Origin of the sequence: Citrobacter sp. CK206 (assembly GCF_030333125.1) — a bacterium.
Lineage (GTDB): Bacteria > Pseudomonadota > Gammaproteobacteria > Enterobacterales > Enterobacteriaceae > Citrobacter_B > Citrobacter_B koseri.
This window is the reverse complement of sequence record NZ_JAOWGM010000026.1, coordinates 225,668-238,251: the sequence shown is the minus strand read 5'-3', so window position 1 is coordinate 238,251 and position 12,584 is coordinate 225,668. Positions and strand designations below refer to the sequence as shown.

The following is a 12,584-nucleotide window of genomic DNA, read 5'->3' as shown; positions in this document are numbered from 1 at the left end:
GTACTTTACGGCAAGGAACGAAAAAATGGGTATTACGTCCCGCTTAAAAGTCATGTCGTTTTTACAATATTTTATCTGGGGAAGCTGGCTGGTGACCCTGGGTTCTTACATGATTAACACCTTACATTTTACTGGCGCTAACGTTGGAATGATCTACAGCTCAAAAGGGCTGGCGGCGATTATTATGCCGGGCATTATGGGGATCGTCGCCGATAAATGGCTGCGTGCCGAGCGTGCATATATGCTCTGCCATCTGGTGTGCGCCGGCGCGTTGTTGTATGCCACGACCGTGACCGACCCGGATGCGATGTTCTGGATAATGTTAATTAATGCAATGGCCTATATGCCGACTATTGCCTTATCCAACAGCGTTTCTTACGCCTGCCTGGCGCAGTCCGGCCAGGACCCGGTTACTGCATTCCCGCCCGTTCGCGTCTTTGGCACCGTGGGCTTTATTATCGCTATGTGGACAGTCAGCCTGATGGGGCTGGAGCTAAGCAGCGCGCAGCTGTACATTGCCGCTGGCGCTTCGCTGTTACTGGCGCTGTATGCCTTTACGCTACCGAAAATTCCGGTGGCGAAGAAGAATACGTCCACCACGCTTGCCAGCAAACTGGGGCTGGATGCGTTTGTCTTATTCAAAAATCCGCGAATGGCGATTTTCTTTTTGTTTGCGATGATGTTAGGGGCTGTGCTGCAAATTACGAATGTTTTCGGTAATCCCTTCCTGCACGATTTTGCCCGCAATCCGGCGTTTGCCGACAGCGTTGTGGTGAAATATCCCTCCATCCTGCTGTCTGTTTCCCAAATGGCTGAAGTGGGTTTCATTCTGACTATCCCGTTCTTTCTGAAACGCTTTGGCATTAAAACCGTGATGCTGATGAGTATGCTGGCATGGACGCTGCGCTTTGGCTTTTTTGCGTTTGGCGATCCATCCCCGTTTGGTGTTGTGCTGCTGCTGATGTCGATGATTGTTTACGGTTGCGCTTTCGACTTTTTCAATATTTCAGGATCGGTATTTGTTGAGCAGGAAGTCAGTTCGACGATCCGCGCCAGTGCGCAGGGGCTGTTTATGACTATGGTCAATGGCGTAGGCGCCTGGGTCGGGTCAATTTTGAGTGGTATCGCCGTGGACTACTTCTCGGTGGACGGCGTGAAAGACTGGCAGACCATCTGGCTGGTATTCGCCGCTTATGCGCTGGCGCTGGCAGTGATTTTTGCGCTGTTTTTCAAATATAAACATGAGCCAGAAAAATGGCTGGCGAAACCACTGGCGCACTAACGGCTGAAACGGCGGAGTGCCTGCCGCCGTTTCAACGTCCCTGAGACAAATGTGCTAACGTTGCGCATTATTCCTTATCTGTGGAGCGCAATAATCATGGAACGCGTACATCGTATAGATCTTAAATTATTGCGCTATTTTCTCGCTGTTGCTGAGGAGCTGCATTTTGGCCGGGCGGCGGCGCGTCTGAATATGTCTCAGCCTCCTCTGAGTATTCATGTCAAAGAGCTGGAAAATCAGCTCGGCACGCCGTTGTTTGTTCGCCATTCCCGCAGCGTGGCGTTAACGCATGCGGGGAAAATTCTCATGGAAGAGTCGCGGCGTTTGTTGTTCAGCGCGAATCAGGCATTTGCGCGCGTGGAACAGATCGGACGTGGTGAGGCAGGGCGCATTGAACTGGGCGTTGTGGGCACGGCGATGTGGGGGAAAATGCGTCCTGTGATGCGCCGTTTTTTGAAAGAGAACCCCAATGTCGAGGTGTTATTTCGCGAAAAAATGCCTGCGATGCAGATGGCGTTACTGGAGCGACGCGAGCTGGATGCTGGCATCTGGCGGATGGCGATCGAACCGACGGAGGGATTTACCAGTCTGCGTTTACATGAATCCGCATTTCTGGTGGCGATGCCGGAAGATCACCCTCTGGCTTGCTGCCCGGCGATCCCTCTTGATGCGTTACGCAACGAATATTTCGTTACCATGCCTTCGATTCATACCGACTGGGCATTTTTGCAACGTGTTTGTCAGAAGGCCGGATTTACGCCGATGATAGTGCGTGAAGTTATGGAGCCGCAAACGGTGCTGGCGATGATCAGCATGGGGATTGGCATTACGTTAATCGCGGACAGTTATGCGCAGATGAACTGGCCGGGCGTGGTGTTCCGCCCTCTGGAAGAACGTATTCCGGCAGATTTGTATATTGTTTACGAGCCGCAGCAGGCAACACCGGCATTAACGAAGTTGATTGATGCGCTGATTCGTTGAGCATTGCCGGATGGCGGCGCAAGCGCCTTATCCGGCCTACAAGACCCGTATGCCTGATAAGCGAAGCGTCATCAGGCATATAAATATCGCGCATAGCAAAAAGGCGCCTTTAGGGCACCTTTTTACATTGGTGGGTCGTGCAGGATTCGAACCTGCGACCAATTGATTAAAAGTCAACTGCTCTACCAACTGAGCTAACGACCCGAAGTGGTGGGTGATGACGGGATCGAACCGCCGACCCCCTCCTTGTAAGGGAGGTGCTCTCCCAGCTGAGCTAATCACCCACTTCAGTACTTCATTTTACTGCAAGAAATTCAGCTGGCGAGAAAGTGGTGGGTGATGACGGGATCGAACCGCCGACCCCCTCCTTGTAAGGGAGGTGCTCTCCCAGCTGAGCTAATCACCCACTTCTCAATTTCTTGCTACACGGCGGAGACTACATAAAGTAGTTGGTGGGTGATGACGGGATCGAACCGCCGACCCCCTCCTTGTAAGGGAGGTGCTCTCCCAGCTGAGCTAATCACCCCCGCTGTGTGGAGTCGCATTATAGGGAGAGTTGAAAATGAGTCAACGCATTTTCTAAAGAAATTGTCCGTTCGTCGTAAATTTAAACAAAACGATCGCGAATTACTCCGTTCAGCATGATTTGTATACGAAAATCGCAAAGCGTGATGTTCCAACCCGAACAACATTGAGGAATCAGACCACGGTGATAGAATACCAGCCTGATAATCTTTCCCGGATTTGCCGGTTGTCGGCATCTTTAATAAACGTAAGGCCATTTCATGAAAATCAAAACTCGCTTCGCGCCAAGCCCGACAGGCTATCTGCACGTCGGCGGCGCGCGTACTGCTCTTTACTCCTGGCTTTTTGCACGTAACCACGGCGGTGAGTTTGTGCTGCGTATTGAAGACACCGATCTCGAACGCTCCACGCCGGAAGCTATTGAAGCCATTATGGATGGTATGAACTGGCTGAGCCTGGAATGGGATGAAGGCCCGTATTTCCAGACCAAACGTTTTGATCGTTACAACGCGGTGATTGATGAGATGCTGGAAGCGGGTACGGCATATAAATGCTACTGCTCCAAAGAGCGTCTGGAAGCACTGCGCGAAGAACAAATGGCGAAAGGCGAGAAGCCGCGTTACGACGGCCGCTGCCGTCATGGTCACGAACATCATTCTGACGATGAGCCTTGCGTTGTGCGCTTTGCCAACCCGCAGGACGGCTCCGTTATTTTTGACGACCAGATCCGTGGGCCGATCGAATTCAGCAACCAGGAGCTGGACGATCTGATCATTCGTCGTACCGACGGTTCCCCGACCTATAACTTCTGCGTGGTTGTGGATGACTGGGATATGGAAATCACCCATGTGATTCGTGGCGAAGACCATATCAACAACACGCCGCGCCAGATTAACATCCTGAAAGCGCTGAACGCGCCGGTTCCGGTGTACGCGCACGTTTCCATGATCAACGGCGACGACGGTAAAAAACTGTCCAAGCGTCATGGCGCGGTCAGCGTGATGCAGTATCGTGACGACGGCTACCTGCCGGAAGCGCTGCTGAACTACCTGGTGCGTCTGGGCTGGTCCAGCGGCGATCAGGAGATCTTCACCCGTGAAGAGATGATCAAGCTGTTCTCGTTGAATGCCGTGAGCAAATCCGCCAGTGCGTTCAACACTGACAAACTGCTGTGGCTGAACCATCACTACATCAATTCTCTGGCGCCGGAATATGTGGCAACGCACCTGCAATGGCACATTGAGCAGGAGAATATCGATACCCGTAACGGCCCGCAGCTGGCTGAACTGGTGAAACTGCTGGGCGAACGCTGCAAAACACTGAAAGAGATGGCGCAAAGCTGCCGCTATTTCTATGAGGACTTTGCTGAGTTCGACGCGGATGCGGCGAAAAAACACCTGCGCCCGGTCGCGCGTCAGCCGCTGGAAGTGGTGCGTGATAAGCTGGCGGCCATCACAGAGTGGAGCGCAGAAAACGTACACCATGCAATTCAGGCGACAGCCGATGAGCTGGAAGTGGGGATGGGTAAAGTCGGTATGCCGCTGCGCGTTGCCGTCACCGGCGCTGGCCAGTCTCCGGCGCTGGACGTCACGGTGCATGCGATTGGTAAATCCCGCAGCATTGAGCGCATCAATAAAGCGCTGGCTTTTATCGCGGAACGTGAAAATCAGCAGTAAGGTGTATTAACCGTAGGCCGGATGGGGGTTGCGCCGCCATCCGGCCTGTTGCCCGATGGCGCTGCGCTTATTGGGTCTACGATTCATCAAGGCCCAAACGGGCGAGAAAACCGCGTATGCCTTCTCGCGACAGAAACTGCGCCAGCTTTTCCTGCTCTTTGGACGACATGTTTTCCACGGCATCAATAATCTGGCGATAGGCGTGGCTGCGCACAACGTGGCTGTATTCGGCAAGCGGCTCCTCCGCCTGATAAAACGCAGAATGGTTGCGGAAGGCAGGGATGTTAAGAATAAATTCCTGTACGCGAGCATCAATGTGAATGAGCCTTGCCCGACCGCCTTTTACGCCCGGAAACTTTTCAGTTTCCCATCCTTGTTCCCTGATCCACCGATTAACGGTTTGTCTGGCGACGCCAAGGCACTCCGCCAGCTCTTCGGTCGTCATTTTGCTGCGTAATTTTTTCATATTATTTGCTATCGCGAATCCCTAAGCGTTGTAACAAACCGGTAATCCCTTCACGCAAAAGCAAAGACGTAAAGTGCTTCTGTTCAGATGGCGTCATCTCTTTGGCCAGCGTGACCAGCAGCGATTCAAGAGAGGTATCGCTGGTTAACGAAAAGGATTCCGATGCTCCCTCCGCAGAGCGCTCGGCGCTGCGGATATATTCGCGAACCTGCTCATTAACGTGTACCAGCCGGGCTTTTCCTCCCTGTACGCCTGGTTTGGGCGACGTCGTCCAGCCTTCCTTGCGCACCCATTTATTGATGGTTTGTCGGCTGTAACCGGTCAGATTAGCGAGTTCTTCTGGCGTCATCCGTTCCTTGAACATAACGATTCCCTGAATAGTCGTATGGTTAATTAGCGGTTCACTTTATAGCATCATTTTAGTTGAAACCGTGACGCGTTTAACTACTAAATGCGAGTTGTTACGCAATGTTCTTCATTTGCCTGCTTTTTCAGCGATTGAATTTGCCGGTGGCATTTTGCCGTTGACACATGCGAAGGGAATTCATATGATGCCGCCCGTCAACTCGACAAGCTTTACGTGACGGGGCTATAGCTCAGCTGGGAGAGCGCTTGCATGGCATGCAAGAGGTCAGCGGTTCGATCCCGCTTAGCTCCACCAAATTTGAATCCCAACAAATCTGGTACGTAAAAGCATCGTGGGGCTATAGCTCAGCTGGGAGAGCGCTTGCATGGCATGCAAGAGGTCAGCGGTTCGATCCCGCTTAGCTCCACCAAAATTTGAACCCTCGCTGAAAAGCGGGGGTTTTTTGTATCTGCGTTCCCGCCATTTTTGTAATACAGTTTCAGAAAGCGTCAATACCTTTGTATCAAATGAAAGAACGTGTAAGAGCGCCTGATATCAGGCCTGTGCAGGTTTGCTTCGCGTCACGAATAAACTTATTATTTGTGTGCCTTATGGCGTGACTGATGAGAACAGGGAATCTATGCAGGATAAGCATAACTTACTAAAAAATATAAGAATATTTATCGTTTCTTTGACGCTATCCATTGTCGGCATACAGTTCTCCCGCTCTATTTCTCCGCTCGCCGTTGTCGATGACAGCTCTATTTTCCTGGCCTGGCTGCCGCTATGCGTCATGTTTTCCGTGCTGTTCTTATTTGGCCGACGCGGTATTGCCCCCATCATTTTAGCGATGATGGCGACCAATCACTGGAACCTTCATCTCCCGTTAATGCAGGCAGCGGTGCTGTTATTTTGTCAGACCTTTTCCGTATTGGGCATTTGCGGGATTGTCCGCTGGCAAGTGGGGGCGCGCTGGCGTCATGGATTGCCTGACAGGAATATCTGGTTGCGTATCTTCTGGCTCGGGTTTGTCGCGCCGGCGGGCATCAAAGCCAGCATGTATCTCGCGGGGCATTGTCTGGACTACCCTGTTGCGATATCAACATTCTTTGGTACGGCAACCATTATTTATACTATCGTGGATATTCTGAGCCTGATTTCAGCGGTCCTGATTTTCACTATGCTCTTTTATTATCCTCTGCGGATGATAATCAACCCGCGCTATTGCCGCATTTTCTGGCGCAGGGACATTGCGCCGTATCTGGTCAAAGAGAAGCGTCTGTTTACCCTGACCTGGATCTCCGTCGTCGTGGCGCTGATCGTTCTGATGTGCGCGCCTTTTGATGCCGACTATATTGCCGGTTATCTGGTGCCCGTCTTTTTTATTGTTTTTACGCTCGGCGTGGGCAAGCTGAGTTATCCGCTGCTGAACCTCAGCTGGGCCATCTCTGCGCTGTGCCTGCTGGTGTATAACCGGAATTTCTTGCAGGGCGTCGGCTCTGAATATTCACTGGCCTTTATCCTCTCTGTTCTCATCTCCTTTAGTATTTGCTTGCTGTATATGGTGTGTATTTATCAACGCAGCGAATGGTTGAACCGACAGTGGCATGGTCAGGCGTTAACCGATCCGTTGACGCGCCTTCCTAACATTCGCGCGCTGGAGCAATTTTTGTTGCAGGGAACAGGACAAACGGTGTGCTGCCTGCGGATGGAAAACCTGGAATTTTTGAGTCGACATTACGGCATGCTGATGCGCGTTCATTGCAAACGCTCGGTGTGTCGAATGCTGCAACCGTTCCTGCAAGAAAACGAGAGCGTATTTCAGGTGCCAGGCAGCGAATTGTTGTTAGTGCTTCGCGGCCCTGAGACGGAAGCCCGCCTGCAACATATGGTTAATCTCCTCAATAGTCGCAAAATTTACTGGAACAATACCGGGCTGGACATGGAATACGGCGCCGCGTGGGGCGCTTACGACGGCAGACAGGAGACGCTGCAACCCCTGCTGGGGCAGCTTAGCTGGTTGTCGGAGCAATCCTGCGCGAACCACCGGGTTATGGCGCTGACCCAAAGTCTTGAGGCGGTCTCCGATCAGACGACGGAACGGGTATTACTGCTGCAAAAGGTTCGCAAGGCGCTGGAAAACGGCGATCTGGTTTTGTACGCGCAACCGATTCTCAACGCGCAGGGGAAAGGGTATGCGGAGGTTCTGGCGCGACTGAAAAGTGATGACGGCATTATGACGCCGGATCAGTTTATTCCACTGATTGCCCAATTTAACCTCAGCGCCCGCTTTGATTTACAGGTTGTGGAAGCCCTGCTGCGATGGATAGCCACCCATCCGACGACAGCGCCGGGCGCCCGTTTCTCGGTCAATTTAATGCCGTTGACGTTACTGAATAAAGAGAGCGCATCACGCATTATCGGCCTGTTCAGGCGTTATGGTATTACGCCTGAAAGCGTGATCATCGAAATCACCGAAGAGCAGGCGTTTTCCAATTCTGAAATCAGCACGCAGAATATTGCGCAACTGCGGAATTTCGGTTTCAGGATAGCCATTGATGATTTTGGTACGGGATACGCGAACTATGAACGTCTTAAACGCCTGCGGGCAGACATCATCAAGATTGATGGTTGCTTCATAAAAGACATTATGACGGACTCTCTGGATGCGATGATCGTGAAATCAATTACCGATCTCGCGAAAGCGAAATCCTTATGCGTGGTTGCCGAATTTGTCGAGACGCCGGAGCAGCGGGAATTACTCTTAAGCCTGGGCGTGAACTATCTGCAAGGTTATCTGATTGGGCGACCGCGCCCGCTGGAAGCGCCACAGCTATAAAAAAACCGGGGAACATGTCCCCGGTTGCGCGTCGTAAGGCCAGATGAAGGCGTTTGCGCCGCCGCCTGGCGATACCGTAATTACAGCACCAGCGCTGCGATAGACGCAGACAGTACGCTCACCAGCGTTGAGCCGTACACCAGTTTCAGACCAAAACGTGAAACCACGTTGCCTTGCTCTTCGTTCAGACCTTTAATCGCGCCTGCGATAATCCCGATGGAAGAGAAGTTAGCGAAGGAGACCAGGAATACAGAGATGATGCCTTCCGCGCGCGGAGAGAGCGTAGAGGCGATTTTCTGTAGATCCATCATGGCGACGAATTCGTTAGATACCAGTTTGGTCGCCATGATACTGCCTACCTGAAGCGCTTCATTCGCCGGAACCCCCATGACCCAGGCCACCGGGTAGAAGATGTAACCCAGAATGCCCTGGAAGGAGATGCCCAGAACGGCCGCGAACAGGGCGTTCAGCGCCGCGATCAGGGCGATAAAGCCAATCAGCATCGCCGCAACGATAATCGCGACCTTAAAGCCCGCCAGAATGTATTCGCCCAGCATTTCGAAGAAGCTCTGACCTTCGTGCAGGTTAGACATCTGAATATTTTCTTCGCTGGCTTCGACGCGATACGGGTTGATCACTGACAGAACGATAAAGGTGCTGAACATGTTCAGAACCAGCGCCGCAACGACATATTTCGGCTCCAGCATGGTCATGTACGCGCCCACGATAGACATGGATACGGTAGACATCGCCGTTGCCGCCATCGTGTACATACGATTGCGGGACATTTTGCCGAGGATGTCTTTATACGCGATAAAGTTCTCAGACTGGCCCAGAATCAGGGAGCTGACGGCGTTAAATGATTCCAGCTTACCCATCCCGTTGACTTTGGATAAGAGGAAACCAATCGCGCGAATCACAACCGGCAGAACGCGGATGTGCTGAAGAATACCGATCAGCGCGGAAATAAAGACGATGGGGCAAAGGACTTTCAGGAAGAAGAAGGCCAGGCCCTGATCGTTCATGCTGCCGAAAACGAAGTTGGTTCCTTCGTTGGCAAAACCGAGCAGTTTTTCAAACATCTCGGAGAAACCTTTCACGAAGCCCAGGCCAACGTTTGAGTTCAGGAAGAACCAGGCCAGTAAAACTTCGATAACAAGCAGCTGAATGACGTAACGAATGCGAATTTTTTTACGGTCATGGCTTACCAGCAGTGCGAGTACCGCAACAACAGCGAGGGCCAGGACAAAATGAAGGACGCGGTCCATATTTGCTCCAAATATGAGGCAGGTTTAATTTCCGTGCACATTCTATGCAACAACAATAAAGAAAACGAGATCAAACACACACTATAATAAGGAGCTGTGATGAGATTCAAAATTAGTGATCTGGAATACGTTTCTGTTATGTTTAGTATGGAAGTGAAAAGTTATGTCATTGTGCTAATCTCATACAATTAACGAACAACTTGGTTTTGTTTTTCGACCCTCCCTTGCTGACCCATAGCCTGGCGCTATCAGAGATATCAACGTTACCCATTAAAATGCACTTGATAATCATTCTCAATAAACATAGCATAAAACATAGCAAAGGCTATGTTTCTGAGGCAAAAGATGACAAACGATCGCGTTGAAAGCAGTAGTGGACGGGCGGCGCGCAAGTTAAGGCTCGCATTGATGGGCCCGGCGTTCATCGCCGCGATCGGATACATCGATCCCGGTAACTTTGCGACCAATATCCAGGCCGGGGCCAGCTTTGGCTATAAATTGCTGTGGGTGGTTGTCTGGGCGAACCTGATGGCGATGCTCATTCAGGTTCTGTCGGCCAAACTGGGGATTGCGACAAGCAAAAACCTGGCGGAGCAAATTCGCGATCATTACCCGCGCCCTGTCGTCTGGTTCTATTGGGTTCAGGCGGAAATCATCGCGATGGCCACCGACTTAGCGGAATTTATCGGGGCGGCGATCGGCTTTAAACTCATTCTCGGCATCTCTCTATTGCAGGGGGCGGTGCTGACGGGTATCGCCACATTCCTGATTCTGATGTTGCAGCGTCGTGGGCAAAAACCGCTGGAAAAAGTGATTGGCGGATTACTGTTGTTTGTGGCCGCAGCCTATATTGTGGAACTGATTTTTTCGCAGCCAAGCCTGGCGCAGTTGAGCAAAGGGATGATCATCCCCAGCCTGCCGAACTCTGAGGCGGTATTTCTGGCCGCCGGGGTGCTGGGCGCGACCATCATGCCCCACGTTATCTATCTGCACTCTTCTTTAACGCAGCATCTGCACGACGGCTCCCGGCAGCAGCGCTATGCCGCCACCAAATGGGATGTGGCGATAGCGATGACGATTGCAGGGTTCGTGAACCTGGCGATGATGGCGACCGCTGCCGCCGCGTTCCATTTTAGCGGGCATACCGGTATTGCCGATCTTGATCAGGCGTATCTGACGCTGGAACCGCTGCTTAGCCATGCTGCGGCGACGGTGTTCGGCCTGAGCCTGGTTGCGGCGGGGCTCTCTTCCACCGTGGTCGGTACGCTGGCGGGGCAGGTTGTGATGCAGGGATTTGTTCGCTTCCACATTCCGCTGTGGGTACGCCGCACCATCACGATGATGCCGTCGTTTATCGTTATTCTTATGGGGCTTGATCCAACCCGAATCCTGGTGATGAGTCAGGTCCTGCTGAGTTTCGGCATTGCGCTGGCGCTGGTGCCGTTATTGATTTTTACCAGCGATCGCACATTAATGGGCGATCTGGTGAATACCCAATGGGTCAAGTACATCGGCTGGATGATTGTGGTGCTGGTGGTGGCGCTGAATATCTGGTTGCTGGTAGGAACCGCGCTGGGGTTGTGATTTGAAGACCGTATAGCCAGGGAAGTTAAGAGAAATGGTTGAATCGGTATTGCTGATAAAAACACAATTCGAAAATAGCCCCGTTTGAACGGGGCTATTTTTAATGACGGTGTCCGTGACCCCGGCCAGGGTGGTGGTCGCGATCGCGCCAGCCTTCGCGGTAGCCGCGTTCATAGGCTTTGCGCTTATCCCAGCCGCGATGATAGCCATTATCGTGTCGCCACCAGCGATTTTTACGCCATTCATAATGGTGGTGCCAGTAATCCCGGTCGCGCCAGTATCTGCCGTCCCAGTAGTTGCCGTAATTATCGCGATCGCCAATTTGTAATTTTATCGATGGCAACAGGGTGATTTCGCCAGCGTTCGCGGCAAGCGGTGTAAAAGCCAATAAGGCTGCCGCCAGAATCAGTGACCTGAACATTCTTTTTCTCCTTCACGATCGAGCCGTAATCGGCCTGTTAACGCAATATTACGGGGCGGTAAAGCCCCGTTTCATCGCCTTAACTCTTAAATCATGAGTGAGAGCACTTTTTGCTAAAAAGTGATTATTGGCCGCCGTTCAGGATTGCGTTGATTTCTGCGCATTCGGCGGGAGAAAAATGACGATTCGCCAGCATCCCCACGGCATCTTCAATTTGCGCGGTCTTGCTGGCGCCAATCAGCACTGACGTCACTTTGTCGTCGCGCAGCACCCAGGCCAGCGCCATCTGGGACAGTTTTTGCCCCCGATGTCCGGCCAGCGCATTTAACTGGCGCACTTTTTCCAGTTTCTCCGGGGTAATCTGATCCGGGTTAAGGAAGCGGCTTCCGCTGGCGGCCCGGGAATCAGTCGGAATGCCGTTGAGATAACGATCGGTTAATTGCCCGCCCGCCAGCGGTGAAAAGGCGATACTGCCAACGCCTTTCTCCTGCAATAATGCCAGTAAGCCGTCTTCGACCCAGCGCTCAAACATCGAGTATTTGGGCTGGTGAATCAGGCACGGCGTGCCCAGGTCGTCCAGGATCTCAATGGCCTGTCTGGCCAGATCCGCCGGATAGTTAGAAATCCCGACGTACAGCGCTTTTCCCTGACGAACAATATGATCCAGCGCTTTCATCGTCTCTTTGAGCGGCGTTTCCGGGTCAGGGCGGTGGTGATAGAAGATATCGACATATTCCAGCCCCAGACGTTTCAGGCTTTGATCGAGGCTGGCTATCAAATACTTGCGCGAACCCCAGTCACCGTAAGGGCCATCCCACATGGTATAACCCGCTTTAGTAGAAATGATCAGTTCATCGCGCCACGGTAAAAAGTCTTCCTGTAGGATACGGCCAAAGTGGCGCTCTGCTGAGCCTGGCGGCGGGCCGTAATTATTCGCGAGATCAAAATGGGTAATTCCCAGATCAAAAGCACGCTGTAGCAGCGCCCGGCTGTTCTCTACCTGAGTGGTATCACCGAAATTGTGCCATAGCCCAAGTGAAATGGCGGGGAGCTTTAAACCGCTCTGACCGCAGCGGCGATACTCCATTGTCTGGTAGCGATTTTCATCGGCCCGATAAACCATGTTGTTGCCCTCTGAATGACGTGAGTTTCCAGTGTATACGTTTACACGGATTGTTATTCAATGAGATTACACC

At 52.1% G+C, this 12,584-nt stretch carries 11 protein-coding genes and 6 tRNA genes; 8 read left to right on the top strand and 9 right to left on the bottom strand.

Going from position 1 to position 12,584, the window contains the following annotated elements:
- Positions 1–25: 25 nt before the first annotated feature.
- Together OGX81_RS11235 and OGX81_RS11230 are read left to right on the top strand one after the other, a co-directional pair.
- Positions 26–1,282 carry a nucleoside permease gene (locus OGX81_RS11235; protein ID WP_104868379.1) on the top strand — a complete coding sequence of 419 codons (1,257 nt, stop codon included), beginning with the start codon at positions 26–28 and terminating at the stop codon, positions 1,280–1,282.
- A gap of 96 nt (positions 1,283–1,378) precedes the next feature.
- Positions 1,379–2,263 carry a LysR family transcriptional regulator gene (locus tag OGX81_RS11230; protein ID WP_012131381.1) on the top strand — a complete coding sequence of 295 codons (885 nt, stop codon included), beginning with the start codon at positions 1,379–1,381 and terminating at the stop codon, positions 2,261–2,263.
- 128 nt (positions 2,264–2,391) lie between these two features.
- On the opposite strand, the gene OGX81_RS11225 is transcribed toward OGX81_RS11230, so the two are convergent.
- The 4 genes from OGX81_RS11225 to OGX81_RS11210 all read right to left on the bottom strand — a co-directional run bounded on the left by OGX81_RS11225 (position 2,392) and on the right by OGX81_RS11210 (position 2,789).
- Positions 2,392–2,467, bottom strand: a tRNA-Lys gene (locus OGX81_RS11225).
- A 4-nt stretch (positions 2,468–2,471) separates the two neighbouring features.
- Positions 2,472–2,547: transfer RNA gene (locus tag OGX81_RS11220), tRNA-Val, on the bottom strand.
- Positions 2,548–2,593: 46 nt separating this feature from the next.
- Positions 2,594–2,669, bottom strand: a tRNA-Val gene (locus tag OGX81_RS11215).
- 44 nt (positions 2,670–2,713) lie between these two features.
- A tRNA-Val gene (locus OGX81_RS11210) sits at positions 2,714–2,789 on the bottom strand.
- A gap of 259 nt (positions 2,790–3,048) precedes the next feature.
- Between OGX81_RS11210 and gltX the strand changes: the two genes are divergently transcribed.
- Positions 3,049–4,464, top strand: a complete 1,416-nt coding sequence (gltX, locus tag OGX81_RS11205; protein ID WP_047462188.1) for a glutamate--tRNA ligase — start codon at positions 3,049–3,051, stop codon at positions 4,462–4,464.
- A gap of 76 nt (positions 4,465–4,540) precedes the next feature.
- Here gltX and OGX81_RS11200 read toward each other — a convergent pair whose 3' ends face one another.
- Both OGX81_RS11200 and OGX81_RS11195 read right to left on the bottom strand, forming a co-directional pair.
- Positions 4,541–4,930, bottom strand: coding sequence for a MerR family transcriptional regulator (locus tag OGX81_RS11200; protein ID WP_012131383.1), 390 nt, complete (start codon positions 4,928–4,930; stop codon positions 4,541–4,543).
- A gap of 1 nt (position 4,931) precedes the next feature.
- The gene (locus OGX81_RS11195) at positions 4,932–5,294 is read right to left on the bottom strand and encodes a YfeC-like transcriptional regulator (protein ID WP_012131384.1); all 363 of its coding nucleotides are present in this window, start codon (positions 5,292–5,294) and stop codon (positions 4,932–4,934) included.
- A gap of 221 nt (positions 5,295–5,515) precedes the next feature.
- Here OGX81_RS11195 and OGX81_RS11190 point away from each other — a divergent pair.
- The 3 genes from OGX81_RS11190 to OGX81_RS11180 all read left to right on the top strand — a co-directional run bounded on the left by OGX81_RS11190 (position 5,516) and on the right by OGX81_RS11180 (position 8,115).
- Positions 5,516–5,591: transfer RNA gene (locus OGX81_RS11190), tRNA-Ala, on the top strand.
- A gap of 39 nt (positions 5,592–5,630) precedes the next feature.
- A tRNA-Ala gene (locus OGX81_RS11185) sits at positions 5,631–5,706 on the top strand.
- Positions 5,707–5,916: 210 nt separating this feature from the next.
- Positions 5,917–8,115 carry a bifunctional diguanylate cyclase/phosphodiesterase gene (locus OGX81_RS11180; protein ID WP_104868380.1) on the top strand — a complete coding sequence of 733 codons (2,199 nt, stop codon included), beginning with the start codon at positions 5,917–5,919 and terminating at the stop codon, positions 8,113–8,115.
- A gap of 80 nt (positions 8,116–8,195) precedes the next feature.
- On the opposite strand, the gene nupC is transcribed toward OGX81_RS11180, so the two are convergent.
- Positions 8,196–9,383: a nucleoside permease NupC gene (nupC, locus tag OGX81_RS11175; protein WP_012131386.1), complete on the bottom strand. Its 1,188-nt coding sequence runs from the start codon at positions 9,381–9,383 to the stop codon at positions 8,196–8,198.
- 275 nt (positions 9,384–9,658) lie between these two features.
- On the opposite strand from nupC, the gene OGX81_RS22125 reads away from it, so the two are divergent.
- Both OGX81_RS22125 and OGX81_RS11170 read left to right on the top strand, forming a co-directional pair.
- Complete coding sequence (locus tag OGX81_RS22125; protein ID WP_418222348.1) at positions 9,659–9,748, top strand: hypothetical protein; 90 nt, start codon at positions 9,659–9,661, stop codon at positions 9,746–9,748.
- Entirely contained in the window at positions 9,729–10,967 is a 1,239-nt protein-coding gene (locus tag OGX81_RS11170; RefSeq protein ID WP_047462196.1) for an Nramp family divalent metal transporter, read from the top strand. The genes OGX81_RS22125 and OGX81_RS11170 overlap by 20 nt, the downstream gene beginning before the upstream one ends.
- A gap of 100 nt (positions 10,968–11,067) precedes the next feature.
- Here OGX81_RS11170 and ypeC read toward each other — a convergent pair whose 3' ends face one another.
- Both ypeC and mgrA read right to left on the bottom strand, forming a co-directional pair.
- Positions 11,068–11,388: a DUF2502 domain-containing protein YpeC gene (gene ypeC, locus OGX81_RS11165; protein WP_024130138.1), complete on the bottom strand. Its 321-nt coding sequence runs from the start codon at positions 11,386–11,388 to the stop codon at positions 11,068–11,070.
- Positions 11,389–11,512: 124 nt separating this feature from the next.
- Complete coding sequence (gene mgrA / locus OGX81_RS11160) at positions 11,513–12,511, bottom strand: L-glyceraldehyde 3-phosphate reductase (RefSeq protein ID WP_104868381.1); 999 nt, start codon at positions 12,509–12,511, stop codon at positions 11,513–11,515.
- Positions 12,512–12,584 lie beyond the last annotated feature (73 nt).

Excerpts from the sequence above, each read along its gene's own strand:
- OGX81_RS11235 (WP_104868379.1), top strand. The coding sequence starts at position 26 with ATGGGTATTACGTCCCGCTTAAAAGTCATGTCGTTTTTACAATATTTT.
- OGX81_RS11230 (WP_012131381.1), top strand. The coding sequence starts at position 1,379 with ATGGAACGCGTACATCGTATAGATCTTAAATTATTGCGCTATTTTCTC.
- gltX (WP_047462188.1), top strand. The coding sequence starts at position 3,049 with ATGAAAATCAAAACTCGCTTCGCGCCAAGCCCGACAGGCTATCTGCAC.
- OGX81_RS11200 (WP_012131383.1), bottom strand. The coding sequence starts at position 4,930 with ATGAAAAAATTACGCAGCAAAATGACGACCGAAGAGCTGGCGGAGTGC.
- OGX81_RS11195 (WP_012131384.1), bottom strand. The coding sequence starts at position 5,294 with ATGTTCAAGGAACGGATGACGCCAGAAGAACTCGCTAATCTGACCGGT.
- OGX81_RS11180 (WP_104868380.1), top strand. The coding sequence starts at position 5,917 with ATGCAGGATAAGCATAACTTACTAAAAAATATAAGAATATTTATCGTT.
- nupC (WP_012131386.1), bottom strand. The coding sequence starts at position 9,383 with ATGGACCGCGTCCTTCATTTTGTCCTGGCCCTCGCTGTTGTTGCGGTA.
- OGX81_RS22125 (WP_418222348.1), top strand. The coding sequence starts at position 9,659 with ATGCACTTGATAATCATTCTCAATAAACATAGCATAAAACATAGCAAA.
- OGX81_RS11170 (WP_047462196.1), top strand. The coding sequence starts at position 9,729 with ATGACAAACGATCGCGTTGAAAGCAGTAGTGGACGGGCGGCGCGCAAG.
- ypeC (WP_024130138.1), bottom strand. The coding sequence starts at position 11,388 with ATGTTCAGGTCACTGATTCTGGCGGCAGCCTTATTGGCTTTTACACCG.
- mgrA (WP_104868381.1), bottom strand. The coding sequence starts at position 12,511 with ATGGTTTATCGGGCCGATGAAAATCGCTACCAGACAATGGAGTATCGC.